We start from the raw sequence: 15,640 nt of genomic DNA, 5'->3' as shown, positions 1-15,640 counted from the left end.
ATTCGGTAGCATTACTACTGTGTTGAATCTCGAAAGACTTCGCGCCCTGCACGCTGTCGCCGAGAACGGATCAGTAGCGGCTGCCGCCCGCACCTTGCATGTCACACCCTCCGGAATTTCGCAGCAGTTGAACAAGCTCGAGCGCGAGGTCGGTGTTCCGCTCCTCGAACCGCAGGGCCGCGGTGTACGACTCACCGAAGCGGGCCGGATCCTCGCGCGCCGAACCGCAGAGGTTCTCTCGACGCTCGCCCAGGCCGAGGCGGAAATCGCGTCGCTGCAGAGCGAGGTGACGGGCCGCGTACGCATCGGGGCCCTGGTCTCCCCCAGCAGGACAGTGCTGCCGCGAGCCATCGCCGAGATCAGGCACGCGCACCCCCAGCTCGAAATCACCTTCAACGAAGGCGAATCCGAAGAACTCCTCCCCGCACTGATTCGCCGCGACCTCGACGTCGTGGTGGTCGACAGTTGGAGCACTCTGCCCGTCGAACTTCCCGACGGAGTCTCCTTCACGCCCGTGTACGACGACGTGGCGCTGCTCGCTCTCCCCGCGTCACATCCGCTGGCGGAGAACAAGGTCGTCGCGCTCAGCGAGCTGTCCGAGCATGCCTGGGCGACGTGGACCCGGGGAACGGACTTTCACACCTTCACCGTCAGGACCCTGCGCGCGCAGGGGTTCGACCCACGAATCGAGTACGAGGTCGCCGAGTTTCCCACCCAGGTCGAATTCGTAGCTCAGGGCCTCGCCGTCGCTTTGATCCCGCGCCTCGCGAGAGTTGTACCACCGGAAGGTGTTCGAATGCTCGACACCCTTCCGCCGCTGGGCCGCGACATCTACCTCGCCTGGCGGACCGACAGCGAAAGACCTGCCGTCCTGGCGGCGATAGAAGCGCTACGCCGCCAGTTCGACGCCCTCGGTGACAAGAAGAATTAGAGCGGCATCAAGTTGTGCTTGCGCGGGTTCTTGAAGATCGTCTTGTCCTTGAGCAACTTCAGAGCCTTGCGGATTTCGAGACGCGTCTGCGAAGGCTCGATCACCGCGTCGATGTATCCGCGCTCAGCCGCGATGTACGGCGTCGCGACGAACTCGTTGTAGAAGTTGATCAACTGAGCACGCACCGCGGGTGCGTTCTCTCCCGCCTCGGCGAGCTGACGACGTCCCATGATGTTGACGGCACCCTCGGCACCCATCACGGCGATACGAGCGGTCGGCCACGCGAGGTTGATGTCGGCACCGAGCTGCTTGCAACCCATGACGGCATAACCGCCGCCGTACGCCTTACGAACCACCACAGTCACCTTCGGGACAGTGGCTTCGATGTACGCGAACAGGAAACGCCCGCCGCGCTTGATGACACCGACCTTTTCCTGATCGACGCCGGGAAGAAAGCCTGGTGTGTCGACGACAAAAACGAGCGGGATGCTGAAAGCGTCGCACAGGCGCACAAAATGGGCAGCCTTGTCGGAGCTGTCCGCATCGAGGGCGCCGCTGAGGTACGTGGGCTGGTTGGCCACGACACCGACGGGCAGGCCGTCGACGCGGGAGAACCCGGTTATCACGTTGTGCGCGACCTGGGCTCCGATTTCATGGAAGGTTCCGTCGTCGAAGATCCGCAGAATGATGTCGTGCATGTCGTAGCCGGCATTGTCGGCATCCGGCATGAAGGCGTTGAGTTCGAGATCCGACTCGGTGATCTCGGGTTCGAGACCCGGGTTGATCAACGGCGCCTTCTCCGTGCACGAGGACGGCATGAAGCTCAGGTACTCACGCACCCAGTCGAATGCAGCCTTCTCGTCGGGAGCGACGTGATGGATGTTTCCGTACTCCGCCTGCTTGCGCGCTCCGCCCAGATCCTCGAGGCTGACCTCTTCGCCGGTGACCGACTTGATGACGTCGGGTCCGGTGACGAACATGTACGACTCTTCGGTCGCGACAACGACGTCGGTGTTGATCGGTGCGTACACGGCACCGCCGGCGCACTTACCGAGGATGACCGAGATCTGCGGGCAGACGCCGGACAAGGGCTCCTGACGTGAACCCATGTTGGCGTACCAGGCCAATGAGGAAACGGCATCCTGGATTCGAGCTCCACCGGAATCGTTGATACCGACGACCGGGCAGCCCACCTTCAGTGCAAAATCGTTGACGGCGGCGACCTTACGGCCGAACATCTCTCCGGCGGCACCGCCGAACACAGTCTGATCGTGCGCGAACACGGCAACCGGACGCCCGTCGACAGTTCCGTGACCGGTCATGACGCCGTCGCTGTACGGGTTGTCCTCGCCCGCCATCTTCACCAGGGCGCCGACCTCGACGAAGCTACCGGGATCGAGCAACATGTCGATGCGCTGGCGCGGCGTACTGTGCCCTGCTGCATCGCGCTTCGCAATGGCCCGAGCCGAGCCGGGTTCCTTTGCCTTCTCCAACTTTTCGCGGAGTTCAGCGAGCTTCTCCGCGGTGGTTGTCGTCACTTCTGAACTCCGGTTTCCGCTGCTTTGGTCTGAGCTGTCTCGATCTGGGCCAGCTTGGTGGTGAGGTCTGCCGCAACCTTCGCGATGTACGGCTCGTCGACGATCTGCAGGTGGTCCCCGCCGATGTAGACGACCTCGAGGTTCTTCACGTAGTCACCCCAACCACCATCTGCCTTGCGGGTCTTGAATGCGGGCTCGAGCGTCATCAGCTCGTCGTGGTACTTGTCGGCCATGTAGAGCACGACGTCGCCGTCGTAGCTGCTGAACTCGGCCGTCTGGATGGCGCGGTTGTCCAACCACGACGTCCGCTGATGCTCGATGATGCCGCCGGGAATCTTGGCGCCGCTCATCTTGATCATGTCCATCAAGATCTGGATCTGATCCTCGTCCGCTTCGGTGGAGGCCAGAACGTCAAGCGGCAGCGGAACATCCAGGTTGTAGGTGCGCTTGGCGAACTTGCCGTAGCGCTCCCAACGCTTGCGTCGTTCCGCCTCGGTGTCCGGCACGACCTCGCCGGCCATGACGGTGTCGAGAAGTCCAACCACACGCACGTCGGCGCCCTGCTCACGCAGCAACTTCGCGACCGCATACGACATCACGCCGCCGAACGACCAGCCACACAGTACGTACGGTCCGTCGCCCTGGATCTCACGCAGCAGCGGAACGTAAGCAGCAGCACGGGTTTCGATCGAGCCCTCGACCCGCTCGAACCCGTACATCGGCGTGCCGGCGGGCAGGCGCTTGAGCAAAGGCTCGTACGTCACCGTCGAACCACCGGCAGCATGGAAGACGAATACCGGTACGGCAGTGGAACCTTCGGGACGGGCACGCAGAGTGCGTACGAGTCCGTCGATCTTGCCGTCGTCCTCGAGGTACTGGCGCACGACGTCCGCAAGCTCTTCGATGGTCGTGGAATCGAGAACGTCGTCGAGAGTGATCTCGCCGCCCGCACGCTCGGAAAGCCGAGCAGCAAGCTTCTCGGCGACCTCGTCACCGACGATCGGCAGATCGTTGAAAATACCCTTGGCGGACTTCCCGGTGACGACGGCCCACGTCGCAAACGTCAAGCGCTCGGCCGCATCTCGCGGCGGAACATCGGAGCCGGCATCGTCGGCAGTTCCGGCCCGAGAAGGATCGGAAGGCGCAGCAGCAACCGGAGCAGTCGCCGGCAGTTCCACCGACTCCTCAGCGGGAGCAGCGTCCTCGTCAGCCGCATCGGCCGCCAACTTCTCGGCAGCCTGCTTGTCGGCCATCGCCTGAACCTCTTCGCGATTGTCGATCGCGTAGCGCAGGTACTTGTTGACCTCGTTGAGGCTCGCGTCCTTGACTGCCTGGAGCTGGAGCTGCGGAATGTCGAACTCGTACTCGACGCGGTTCTTGATACGCATCGCCATGAGCGAATCGAGACCCAGTTCGATGAGCGGAACCTCGGCCGGAAGATCTTCCGGCGAGTACCCCATCGACTCGGCCACAACGATCTTGAGGCGGTCGTCGAGGCTCTGCGAACCGTTCGGATCCCACTTGTCTCCGGCGTCTTCGACGACCTCGGCCAGGGTTTCCATCGGCGCGCTGGTCTTGACCGGCGCGCTGACGACCAGCTCGGGCAGCGGCTCACCGGACGTGACGACGGCGTCGAACAGCAAACGGAACGTAGCGCCCTCGCGTGCGTGCACCTGCACCGACGCTCCACCCGGATGCGGGTTGAGGGTTGTCGTCAGGGTCGCAGCGCCGGCCAGTTCACCGTGCGGAACGGCAGCGGTGAGAGCGACATCCGAGAGCACCTGTCCGGCAGCAGCGCTCACGAGCACAGCCAGATCGGTGACGGCGGATGCGTCGACCTCCCACACGTGGCGGCCGTCGGGCAGAGCGACGTGCGAACCGGGTACGCGAGCCGAACCGCCGGCACTGACGCGAATGTCGAGCCAGTACGGCTTACGCAGGAATGCAGTACGCGGAACCGAGGCGAAATCGCCTGCAGGAAGCAAGGACTCGAGGTTCACGGCATGGCCGTGCACGTACAGCTGTGCGAGAGCGGCAAGCACACCCGCGGACTCGTCTTCCTTACGCTTGAGCGTCTGGATGAGTTCCATGTCGTGCAGGCCCGAATCGAACGCGGTAGCCGCCACCGACATCAGCGTCACCGGGTTGGGTGCAAGCTCGACAAAAGTGGTGTGGCCGTGGGCAACTGCACCGCGTACCGCATTGGTGAAGTACACGCTGTGGCGAAGACCCTTGACCCAGTACGCCTCTTGATGGATCGGCTCGTGACCGGGACGGTAGAAAGTGTCCTTGTCGACGGACGAGTAGACGCCGAGCTTCAACGTGGTCGGCTCGATACCGGCCAACTCCGCGGCAAGCTCGCCGAGCAAAGGATCGACCTGTGAGGTGTGGCTGGCGCCCTTGGTCTGCAGGACACGCGCCATCTTGCCGTCGGCCTCGGCGGCCGCGACGATCGCCTCGATGTCCGGCTGCGGTCCACCGATCACCGTGTGCGTCGGAGCTGCGTAAACGCAGACCTCGAGCTTGGGGTACGTGGGCAGCAACGCCTCGATCTCGGATGCGCTGTACTCGAGCAGTGCCATCAGACGGATGTCGTCACCGACGAGTGCGCCCTCGGCCTCACCCATCAGCCGTGAACGTGAACAGATCACGCGCACAGCGTCTTCCAGGTTCAGACCACCGGACACGTATGCGGCAGCGGCCTCACCCATCGAGTGCGGAACCACGGCTTCGGCTTCAGCGCCGTGGTGACGCAACAACGCAGCCAGACCGACCTGGATGGTGAAGATTCCCACCTGTGCGGTCTCGACGTTGTACTCGATCGAATCGTCGAGGAACATCTCGACCATCGAGTAGCCGGCCTCGTCCTGGATCAGCGCATCGACCTCGTCGACGGCTGCCTTGAAAGCCGCGTTCTCCGTGTAGAGCTGCTTGGCCATCTTGCGGTGCTGCGAGCCGAAGCCCGAGAACACCCACACCGCGCCCTTGGGCGACGGCGAGTCGGCCGAGAAGACTCCTTGAGCCGGCTTGCCTGCGGCGACGGCGCGCAGCGAGCTGATGGCCTCGGACCGCGTCTTCGCCAGAACAGCGGCGCGCGAGCGTCCGTGGTTGCGACGCGCGAGTGTGCGGGCAACGTCGGCGAGGGGCGTCTTGCTTCCCTCTTCGGTTTCGAGCCAGTCGGCCAGATCTGCAGCTGCGCGGCGACGACGCGAAGGCAGCGCACCGGACACAGCCAGCACAACGGTGCTCTCGTCTTCCACAGGTGCATCGGCGACAGGGGCATCCACTACCGTCTCGGCAGGCACGTATTCCTTGACCACGACGTGCGCGTTGGTTCCGCCGAAACCGAAACCGGAAACGCCGGCGACGGCCTTGCCGGTGTAGCGCGGCCAGTCGGTGGCCTCGGGCGTCACCTGCAGGTGCGCCTTCTCGAAGTCGATGTGCGGGTTCGGGCCCAGGTAGTTGATCGTCGCGGGAATCTTGTTTTCCTGCATCGCCAGAACGACCTTGATCAGGCCGGCGGCGCCCGCAGCTGCTTCCAGGTGCCCGAAGTTGGTCTTCGCACTACCGAGCAGAGCCGGCTTGTCGTCGTCACGGCCACGACCGACGACACGACTGAGCGCGTCGGCCTCGATGGGATCACCGAGATCGGTGCCCGTTCCGTGCGCCTCGATGTAGTCGACTGTGGTCGGCAAGATTCCGGCGTCGCGGTACGCGAAACGCAACACGTCGGCCTGGGCGTCAGGGTTGGGCGCGAGCAGACCGTTGGAACGGCCGTCCTGGTTGACCGCGGATCCGGCGATCACCGCGAGGATGGAATCGCCGTCACGCTCGGCGTCTTCGAGACGCTTGAGCACGACGAGTCCGCCACCCTCACTGCGAACGATGCCCTGAGCGTGTGCGGAAAATGCACGCAGTTTTCCATCGGGAGCGAGCATCCCGGTCTGATCGAAACCGAGGGTTCCGGGAGGGGCCAGCAGCATGTTGACGCCACCGGCCAGCGCGATGTTGGAATCACCACTGCGCAGCGAACGCACAGCCTCGTGAACGGCAACCAGCGAAGACGAGCACGCGGTGTCCAGAGCGATGGACGGTCCACGGAAGTCGAAGAAGTACGAAACCCGGTTCGCGACGATGGCCGTCGACGTTCCGGTCAGTGCGTACGGGTGCGCCGTCGTCGGATCACTGACCGCGAGCAGCTGGTAATCGTTGGCGGAACTGCCGATGAAAACACCGACCTGCTTGCCCTTGAGCCCGCTGGCCGGAATGCGCGCGTGCTCGAGCGCTTCCCACGCGAGTTCCAGGGCGAGGCGCTGCTGCGGATCGACGTTGACGACCTCGAGCGGAGACATCGCGAAGAACTCGGCGTCGAAGCCCTTGACGTCGTCGAGGTACCCGCCCTTGGTGTTGGCGTTCTCGACCGCGGCCTTGATGGCGGGATCCGACATGAACTCGGCCCAGCGGTCCTCGGGGAGGTCGCTGATGCCGTCGCGTCCGGCCGCCAGCATTTCCCACATGTCCGAAGGCGTGTGCCCGGCACCGGGGAATCGTGTGGACAGACCGACGATGGCGATGTCGTGGGCGTCCGTCGTGGCGCCTGAGACGTAGTACGACGCGTCGACGGTCTCCTCCGGCGCCTCGGGCTCACCTTCGATGATCCGAGTAGCCAGCGAGGCGATGGTGGGGTGTTGGTAGACGATCGTGGCGGTCAGCGTGACACCGAGCAGATCCTCGATGTCTCCGCTCAGAGCAACTGCGTCCCGCGAGGCGAGTCCGAACTCGTCCAGCGGCCGGTCGTCCACAATCGTCGACACCGGCTGACCGGTCGCGTCGGCGATCCAGTTGCGAAGCCACTCACGCAACTGCGCGACACTCATTTCGCTCACAACGTCTTTGCTCTGCACACCATCTTGTTCAACCATCAACTCACCAAGCCACCGATCATGAAGGGACTGCTCCTCAAACGCTATCGGGGAATGCGGTCTGCTGATAGCCGCCTCGCAACGTTCCCTCGATATAACTCGCCTTACACGCGCGGCGAGCGATCTTGCCGCTGGACGTACGCGGAATCGAACCCGCGGGGACGAGCAGGATGTCTCGGGCCGTAACACCGTGACGGGAAGAAATCGCCGCACGCACGGTGTCCGCGATCGGCTGCGGATCGGCCTTGCCTGCGCCGGGAGCACGCTCGGCCACGATGACCAACTGCTCCGACGAATCGTCGTCGTCGAACTTCAGACCGGAGTGCGTGTTGGAGAACACGACAGAAGGCAGCTGGTTGGCCGGCACGGCAAACGCAGCGATGAAGCCGGGGCGCAGGGCGGGGCTGGCTTCCTGAGCCGAAGCCTCGAGGTCCTGCGGGTAATGATTGCGACCGTCGACGATCACGAGGTCCTTGACGCGGCCGGTGATGTACAGCTCGCCGTCGACGTAGACGCCGAAGTCGCCGGTACGCATCCAGTTGGCATCCGCCGGCGTGCCCTCGGTGTGGCTGTCTTCGCTCAACCGATTGTCCAGCTTGTTGTGGAAGGTCTCCGCCGTCTCGTCGGGGCGACCCCAGTAGCCGATGCCGATGTTCTCGCCGTGCAACCAGATCTCGCCGACGTGATTGTCGGGGACCTCGGTCAGAGTTTCGGGATCGACGATCGCCGCCCACTGACTGCGCGAGACGTACCCACAGGAGACCTGTGCGATGGCGTTCTCGGAGTACTGGTCGACGATGACCATGCGGCCCTTGTTGAGTTCCGTGCGGTCGACGTAGATGACCTTGGCCTCGTCGGAATGCTTGGTCGAGGAGACGAAGAGCGTCGCTTCGGCCATGCCGTACGACGGCTTGATCGCAGTCTTGGGCAGACCGTACTGAGCAAAAGCGTCGTTGAACTTGCGCATCGACGACGTCGTGACCGGCTCACTGCCGTTGATCAGGCCGATGACGTTGCTCAGGTCCAGGGTCTCGCCGTCCTTCGGCAGGCCGCGCGCGGCAGCGTGCTCGAAAGCGAAGTTGGGAGCGGCGGCAAAGGTGCCTGCGCCGTCGGAAACCGCAGCCAGTTCCTTGATCCACCGGTACGGCCGCTGCACGAAAGCGCGCGGGCTCATGATGGTGATGTACTTGCCGCCCAGAGCAGGCAGGATGACCGTCAGCAGGCCCATGTCGTGGAACAGCGGCAGCCACGTGACGCCGCGTGAGTCCTCGTTGAGTTCGATGGAGTCGACCATCTGGAGCGCGTTCGTTCCGACAGCGCGGTGGGTGATCTCCACGCCGGCGGGAACTCGGGTCGAACCGGAGGTGTACTGCAGGTACGCGATGTCGTCGAGTTCGATGTCGGGACGAACCCACGTTTCACCGACGGTGTCGGGAATCGCGTCGACGGCGATGATGCGCGGACGCTCGGCAGCGGGAAGCGAGCGGAACAACTGACGAACACCGGCTGCCGACGATGCGGCAGTCAGAATCGCAGTCGGCTTGCAGTCACCGAGAACAGCGTGAAGACGGTCGGTGTGGCCGGGCTCGTCCGGATCGAAGAGCGGCACCGCGATGGAACCTGCCTGAATGGCGGCAAAGAACGAAATGACGTAGTCGAGCCCCTGCGGCGCAAGAATCGCGACACGGTCGCCACGCTTGGTGACCTGCTGCAAACGGGCTGCAACAGCGCGCAGACGCACACCGAACTGCTCCCAGGTCAGCTCCAGGGCTTCACCGTCACGCTCGCGTGAGTAATCGATGTACCGATACGCGAGCTCGTCCGCGTTGACACGCGAGTGTTGCTCGACGTAGTCGACCAGCGTGAAGCCTGGTTGCAGGCGGATCTGGCCCTTCTCGTCGAGAAAGCCATCGAACAGCGCGTTCATTCCATCTCCTCCGAAGCGATCACACAAGCACTGTCTTTCATGCCTGCGCCCCAGACTTCCTTCGCTCTCTCGGGTCCATCTTCGATCAATCGAATCGCACTTTGTGCGCAACTCACCTGAATCACTTCATCGATCCCAAACCATCGATATGTTACAGATTCGCATCGTCCGTATTCTCCGGCCTACTCGCCCGCCAGTAACGGGATGATCGGGGCGAACGCTTCCATCTGCGTCGGGAAGACCCCGACGTACGACATGGACGTCTTCTCACGGACCAGTCGAATCTGGTCTGCGATTTCCTCGAAAGTGCCCACAGCCAGGTATGGAGAGTTCAGCAACTCCTTCACGCTCAGCTTACGATCCACTTCGATGTTCGGCGGAAAACCTTGGTCCAGAGCGGCGATTGCCATCTCGGCAGCCTGCTCTCGATCGTCGGTGATCATGATCATGGTGATGGTCCAGTTGAGTTCGATCTCATCGAAACGCTCGCCGGCAGCTTCGCGGATCCGCTCGACACGTTCGATGGTCTTTTCCATCGTGATTCCGGAGAGCAGAAGCCGCCCGTCACGGTTGGTCGGTGTGGCGACCGAGATGATGTCCGCGTACTTCGCGGCGAGAGCGAGCATCTTCGGTCCACCGCCTCCGACGATGATCGGCGGCCGCGGGCCCTGCCGCGGTCGCGGGCTGCCCTTGAGGCCACGCACCTGATAGTGCTTGCCTTCGAAAGTGCATTCCTGCCCGCGCAGCAGTGTGTCGAGAATCTGCAGAGACTCCTCGAGTTTCTCGATGCGAACGCCGGGGCTTTCGTATGCGATGCCGCCCTTGTCGAACTCTTCCTTCATCCAGCCTGCGCCGATACCGAGTTCGAGTCGACCACCGGACAGCACGTCGATAGTCGCCGCGTCCTTCGCGAGCACAGCAGGATGACGGAAGCCGTTGGCCAACACGGCAGTGCCCAGACGGATCTTGTCCGTGGCCACTGCGAGCGCTCCCAGAGCGGCGATCGGTCCGACCTGATTACCCAGGTGGTCCGGAATCATGAACGAGTCGTAGCCGAGTTCCTCGGCCTTCTGCGCAAGCTTGATGAAACGTCGCGCACCACCCTCTTCGGCGTTGCCCTCGCCACCGGCCGCAAACCGGAATTTGCGTAGGGCATCGCTGCCGTGGGTGGAACTCATATAGCGATTCTCCTGTGATGGACACGTACGTCGTACTCGGACTTCGAAACCGGACAAATCGAACCTACTCGCCAGTCACTTACGTGACAGCACTGTAGAGGACGCCCCCGGACCGTGCAGCACTCTACCGGGACCAAACGAGCAGATTACCCGCGAGCGAACTCCCGAGACGCCCGATTGTGACGAATCAACAGTGCGGCGGTGACTCAACTGTGGGGCGGTGTCGGTGCGGCGTCGATCTTCTCCGCAGCCCACTGTGCCATCCATTGGGTGGCCGTCGTGCCGTTCGGATCGACTTGGAAGGAGTTGTACATCGCGTGCACAGGGTTGTTGTAGTACTCGAGAAGCCGCGGCGCCGAACTCAACCAGTTGGTCGGATTGAGAGCGGCGGCCGGAGCGTCGCAGATACCGTCGCTCGGCGCGCAGATCTGATAAGTCCGGTCGTTGAGGTCGCCGAATCCGCCTGGCCTCGGGCCGGTCATCGTGAGACCGGGAAGCTTCAGCCCGTTCAGCGACAGCTCGGCGCCGACACCGGCAACGCTCGGGCCAACCGTGTTCCCGAACGCCGGATCGCGCCGACCGTCGGCAATCAAGCCCACGCCCAGAACCAGATCGGCAGGCACCGCGCCGGTACCGTCGCCGATACTCGCGGCGACGTCACCCGCGATCACCGCGCCCTGGGAAAATCCGGTCAGGACGTAGCTCGTGAGCGGGCACTCGGCGTGCCGCTTCATCAGAAAGTCGTTAGTGGCAGCAGTTCCCGCAGCCCGGCTGTTGTTGTAGGACTGCTGTCCGTCCGGCGGGATCGCAACCGGATTCGAAAACTGTGCGACGTAAGGAACGGTGTAGACGTCGGCCCTCGAACTATCGAACTTCTCCTGAAGAGGACGGGTCACGTTCAGCATCAACGACGCCGGATTGGCCGTCGGGTTGTACGGGTCGTCGGTAGCGCTCGACTCCCACGTACCCGGTATGGCTACTACCTGGACATCGGGGCAACTGGCCGGCTGAGAGACCGGTGGCTCCGGACTCGGCGGGATCGGAGTCGGCGAAGGCACCCGCCCGGCCAGGATGTACCAACCGCCGATCACGACCGCTGCGACCACAAGAATGATCAGCAGCGGGATCAGGCACCCACGACGCTTTCCAGACCTCGCCATGACCCGCGCCTACTTGCAGTAGGTGGTGTTGGCGACGTCGATATAGATCTGAGCGTTCGCACCTGCCTGCTCGGGAGTGATCTGCTTGCCTTCCGCCGACGCTTCCTGGCCGACGAAGGCAGTCACGAAGGTCAGGACCTCGTCGTCGGTCTGAGGACCGGCAGCGCAGATGTAATTGGCCGTGTTGACGGCGATGCTTCCGTCACCGGCTGGGGTGATGCCCTTCGCCTTCAGTCCGTCGAGGAACTTCTGTGCCTCTGGACTGACCTCGACGACTGTGGGGCCCGGGAAGCCTTCGATGCTCTGCGGCTGCTCCGGCGGCGCGGTGGCTGCTGCTCCTGGACTGGTGGGTGCAGCCGACGCCGTCGTGGTCGCAGAGGCGGACGCAGACGCCGAACCGCTCGAGGACGAAGCCGCAGCGGACGTCGTGGTGACCGGATTGGAGGTTGCAGTGGAGTCGTCACTACCGCACGCGACAAGCGCGCCACCAGTGGCGAGCGCCAAGGCGCTGACCGCGATCGCGCGTGCACAAGTGTTTCGGTTACCCGAGAAAAGCGACATCAATGTCCGTCCTTGCCTTCAGTCGAAAGTCCATCAACAGGTTACGCAACGCACGCGGGCGGGCACCGATCCGTGATCGGGCCCGCCCGTCGTGCACCACTGTGAGTTAGTGAACTTCTGTCTTGTCACCGATCACCGTGATGTAGCCGAACTGGAAGTTCTGCTGGACACCACCGGGAATGTCGAATTTGTCACTGATCGGGAATCCGAGGCGGCCGCCTTCGTATCCGACGCTCTTCCAGCCGTCGAAGAGCGGGCCGTTCTCGACGGACCATGCACCGGTGCCGGGGCTCCAGTAGATGTTGCCGCCCTCGAACTCGGTGAAGCGCCCGTTGTCCTTGATGGGAACCTCGTTCGACTTCGGGAATCCGAGCCAGCCGTTTTCCCAACCGAGTTCGCCGTACTTGCCCATGATCATTCCGAGAACCGCGTGAGTTCCGTTGGCGCTGCTGTACATCGCGCCGATCTCGAATCCCTGAACCTTGCCCGGCTTGCCGGGGGTCGCGATCTCGTCGGCAGTCGGGTAGCCGAGCGGGCCACCTTCCCATCCCTGTGCGGACCACTCGGCGAGAATGTCGCCGCTGACGGGGTGAGCGCCGGTCTGCGGGGTCCAGTAGATGGAGCCGTTCTGGAAGTGGTTGAAGCGTCCGCGTCCGTCGGGGGTACCGAGCTCCGGAGTACGCGGGAAGCCGAGCGGGCCGGCCGCTGCTCCGGTGTTCATGTACGCGCCGGCGATACGACCGGCGACAGGCTGGGCGCCCGTTCCACTGGTGAAGTAGATGCGACCGTTGCGGAAGTCCTGTGCCAGGCCACCCGCGACGCTGTACTCGGGGGTGATGCAGTCGCCGATCCAACCGTTGGCTGCAGCCGTCGCACCGATCTCACCCGAAGTGCCGCAAGCCGGCTTCTCCACCTCGACGCCGATGGCGTTGGCCAACTGCGGCCACAGCTGATGAAGCTCGAACTGCCAGTACGGCCACGAGTGGGTTCCGGACGGGCGGTAGTTGACCTGCGCGGGGATGCCGAGCTGGTTGAGTTTGGTCGCGAAGGTCTGCGAGGTCAGGCGAGCGAGGATCTCGAGGCCCATACCTGCGTAGTTGGTGCTGACGCCGGGAATTCCCGACGGCTGGTCGTACGGGCCGGTCGTACCGCTACCACTCGAGACGTACAGGCTGACGCCCTTGAGCTTCTCGGCGAGCGCATACGGATCGTGTGCAGCCCACTGTGCGTTGGACGGCGGTCCCCACATCGCGGCGGAGTTGTATCCACCGGCGTCGGTCATCGCGAATTGGATTGCCTGAGGCATGCCGAGCGAGGTGGTGGTGAGGATGCCGGACAGCGAAGCCGCGAACTTGAAGAAGCCGGGGTTTCGCGCCGTGAGAAACATCGCGGACGTGCCGCCCATCGACAGTCCGACGACTCCGCGCGTCTGCGTGGTCCGCCAGTCCTTTTCGAGGATGGGGGGCAGTTCCTTGGTCAGGAACGTCTCCCACTGGTAGTTCTTGCCGTTGTCGGGCTCGAGCCAGTCGGAGTAGAAGCTGGACTGACCGCCGACGGGAAGAATGACGTTGACGTTCTTGTCCGCGTAGAAGGACTCGGCGTCGGTTTCGTAGGTCCAGGCGTTCTCGTTGTCGGTCGCGCGAAGACCGTCGAGCATCCAGACCGAGGGGAAGCTGGCCGACGGATTGACGTTCCAATCGCGAGCCAAGAGGATCTGCACCTGAATCGGGGTGCCCATCGCGGGAGAGTTCACCCACAGCGCGACGCGACGCTCACTGAGCCAGTCGACCTTCGTGACCGCTGCGCCGGTGGGGTTCTGGGTCACGGCCGGTGCGGCCTGAGCAGGTGCCGGCGCGGCTGCCGCGGTTCCGGCCGTCGTCAAGCCCGCGGCGATCGGCAGTACCAGCATCGCTGCCAGTGCGCCGACGACCTTTGTCCGGAAGGTTGCCCGGGACCGGCGACGGTCCTCCGTGGCAAGGCCTACTCGCATGAGCTCACTCTCTTTCCTTACGTTCGGTCCGCGCGTCGATCGTGTAGCCGCCTGAGCAGCCAGACCCCCGTTGAAACTATTTCTACACGCAAACGATCCCCGCTTGGGGTAGCCGCGCTGTTACTGGTGGTGCAATTGTTACTGACCTCAGGCGATCGTGCAGCACCTGAATACACAAGTGCCGTCCCGGTTTCCCTTGGAGGGAGTCCGGAACGGCACTGGTGAAGTGACTAGGTCACGGGATGGCGCACGATCACCAAGCGTTCATGGTGTCGAGGATCTGGCCGCGAGCCTTCCACAGCTCTGCCGACCAGTACGGCCACGAGTGCGTGCCGTTGGACGGGAAGCTGTAGGTGGCCGGGATACCCAGCGAGTTCATGCGGATCTGGAATGCACGGGTGTTGACCAGGGCGAGTGCTTCGAGGCCCATGCCGTTAGCCGTGTTGTAGTAATCGATCGGTGCGCGCGGGTGGTCGTATTCACCGGGCAGGCCGCTTGCCGACGAGATGTACATCGACAGGCCCTGCAGACGCGGTGCGAAGACGAACGGGTCGTTGCGCAGCCAGGACGGGCTCCACGGCGGTCCCCACATGGAGTCGACGTTGAAGCGACCGGCATCGAGCATTGCGACGCGGATTGCCTCGCGCATGCCGGGAGCCGAGATGTTCAGGTAGCCCGACAGCGAGCCGGCGAACTTGAACTGGTCACGGTGGTAAGCAGCCAGCGTCAGAGCAGCGCTGCCACCCATCGAGAGACCGAGAACCGCGTTGTTGTTCGGCGAGACGCCGTAGTTCGCGAGGAAGTTGGGGAGTTCCTGCGTGAGGAACGTTTCCCACTTGTACGTGATCTGCTGGCCGTTGAAGTTCGACGGTGCATACCAGTCGCTGTAGAAGCTGGACTCGCCGCCGACGGGCATCACGAGGGTGATGTTGTCGTTGCGGTACTGGTCCATCGCGTTGGTCTCGAAGCTCCACGCGTTGGCGTCGTTGCGCGCACGCAGGCCGTCGAGGAGGTAGAGGGCAGCGTTTCCGCCGCGTGCGGCCCACTGGACCTGGACCTTGATGTTGCCCATCGAGGAGGGCACCCACAGCTCGTCGTATCCGCCGGAGGGGGCGGTGTGGCTGGGAGCAGTGTGCGCGGGCGCAGCAGAGGCGACAGCACTACCGGCAACTCCTGCAGCAAGGGGTAGCACAAGTGCTGCGGCACCGATGGCCAACGCTCGGTGCTTGAGGCGCTGGGTCAGCCTCTTTCTGGCAAAACGCATGGATACTGCTCTCTCTCTTCGTCTGCGGCACTCACTCGGTGGAGTGGCTCCGGCGGATTCCGTCGGGGAACAGGCTTTTCTGCCAGCCCGAACAAGTTCGGGTCGGCAGCGGACCTCTTCCAAGTCACACTGCGCTCGCTGGACTTTATGTCACAGGTTCAGCTGTGAC

General features: G+C 63.5%; 9 protein-coding genes. 1 reads left to right on the top strand and 8 read right to left on the bottom strand.

Features of this window, described 5'->3' with window-relative positions; all coding sequences use genetic code 11:
- Positions 1-19: 19 nt before the first annotated feature.
- Positions 20-931 carry a LysR family transcriptional regulator gene (locus ABX74_RS09800; RefSeq protein WP_020968113.1) on the top strand — a complete coding sequence of 304 codons (912 nt, stop codon included), beginning with the start codon at positions 20-22 and terminating at the stop codon, positions 929-931.
- Here ABX74_RS09800 and ABX74_RS09795 read toward each other — a convergent pair.
- The 8 genes from ABX74_RS09795 to ABX74_RS09760 all read right to left on the bottom strand — a co-directional run bounded on the left by ABX74_RS09795 (position 928) and on the right by ABX74_RS09760 (position 15,471).
- Positions 928-2,469: an acyl-CoA carboxylase subunit beta gene (locus ABX74_RS09795; RefSeq protein WP_019746413.1), complete on the bottom strand. Its 1,542-nt coding sequence runs from the start codon at positions 2,467-2,469 to the stop codon at positions 928-930. The genes ABX74_RS09800 and ABX74_RS09795 overlap by 4 nt on opposite strands.
- Complete coding sequence (pks13, locus tag ABX74_RS09790) at positions 2,466-7,391, bottom strand: polyketide synthase Pks13 (RefSeq protein WP_047888754.1); 4,926 nt, start codon at positions 7,389-7,391, stop codon at positions 2,466-2,468. The genes ABX74_RS09795 and pks13 overlap by 4 nt, the downstream gene beginning before the upstream one ends.
- Positions 7,392-7,428: 37 nt before the next feature.
- Positions 7,429-9,318, bottom strand: coding sequence for a long-chain-fatty-acid--AMP ligase FadD32 (gene fadD32, locus ABX74_RS09785; RefSeq protein WP_003943899.1), 1,890 nt, complete (start codon positions 9,316-9,318; stop codon positions 7,429-7,431).
- A gap of 182 nt (positions 9,319-9,500) precedes the next feature.
- Entirely contained in the window at positions 9,501-10,496 is a 996-nt protein-coding gene (locus tag ABX74_RS09780) for an LLM class F420-dependent oxidoreductase (RefSeq protein ID WP_047888753.1), read from the bottom strand.
- Positions 10,497-10,702: 206 nt separating this feature from the next.
- Positions 10,703-11,656: a cutinase family protein gene (locus ABX74_RS09775; protein WP_019746409.1), complete on the bottom strand. Its 954-nt coding sequence runs from the start codon at positions 11,654-11,656 to the stop codon at positions 10,703-10,705.
- 9 nt (positions 11,657-11,665) lie between these two features.
- Entirely contained in the window at positions 11,666-12,217 is a 552-nt protein-coding gene (locus ABX74_RS09770) for a DUF732 domain-containing protein (protein WP_047888752.1), read from the bottom strand.
- A gap of 106 nt (positions 12,218-12,323) precedes the next feature.
- Positions 12,324-14,207: an alpha/beta hydrolase-fold protein gene (locus ABX74_RS09765; protein WP_020905771.1), complete on the bottom strand. Its 1,884-nt coding sequence runs from the start codon at positions 14,205-14,207 to the stop codon at positions 12,324-12,326.
- Between the two features lie 253 nt (positions 14,208-14,460).
- Positions 14,461-15,471: an alpha/beta hydrolase gene (locus tag ABX74_RS09760; protein ID WP_020905770.1), complete on the bottom strand. Its 1,011-nt coding sequence runs from the start codon at positions 15,469-15,471 to the stop codon at positions 14,461-14,463.
- Positions 15,472-15,640: the final 169 nt, after the last annotated feature.

It is taken from the genome of Rhodococcus sp. ARP2 (assembly GCF_001029585.1).
Classification (GTDB): Bacteria; Actinomycetota; Actinomycetes; order Mycobacteriales; family Mycobacteriaceae; genus Rhodococcus_F; species Rhodococcus_F erythropolis.
Note: the sequence above shows the minus strand (reverse complement) of the source record. Positions and strands in the feature narration are given on the sequence as shown.

What these genes read in the sequence shown, in the direction of transcription:
- pks13 (WP_047888754.1), bottom strand. Translation starts at nt 7,391, where the DNA reads ATGGTTGAACAAGATGGTGTGCAGAGCAAAGACGTTGTGAGCGAAATG.
- fadD32 (WP_003943899.1), bottom strand. Translation starts at nt 9,318, where the DNA reads ATGAACGCGCTGTTCGATGGCTTTCTCGACGAGAAGGGCCAGATCCGC.
- ABX74_RS09780 (WP_047888753.1), bottom strand. Translation starts at nt 10,496, where the DNA reads ATGAGTTCCACCCACGGCAGCGATGCCCTACGCAAATTCCGGTTTGCG.
- ABX74_RS09775 (WP_019746409.1), bottom strand. Translation starts at nt 11,656, where the DNA reads ATGGCGAGGTCTGGAAAGCGTCGTGGGTGCCTGATCCCGCTGCTGATC.
- ABX74_RS09770 (WP_047888752.1), bottom strand. Translation starts at nt 12,217, where the DNA reads ATGTCGCTTTTCTCGGGTAACCGAAACACTTGTGCACGCGCGATCGCG.
- ABX74_RS09765 (WP_020905771.1), bottom strand. Translation starts at nt 14,207, where the DNA reads ATGCGAGTAGGCCTTGCCACGGAGGACCGTCGCCGGTCCCGGGCAACC.
- ABX74_RS09760 (WP_020905770.1), bottom strand. Translation starts at nt 15,471, where the DNA reads ATGCGTTTTGCCAGAAAGAGGCTGACCCAGCGCCTCAAGCACCGAGCG.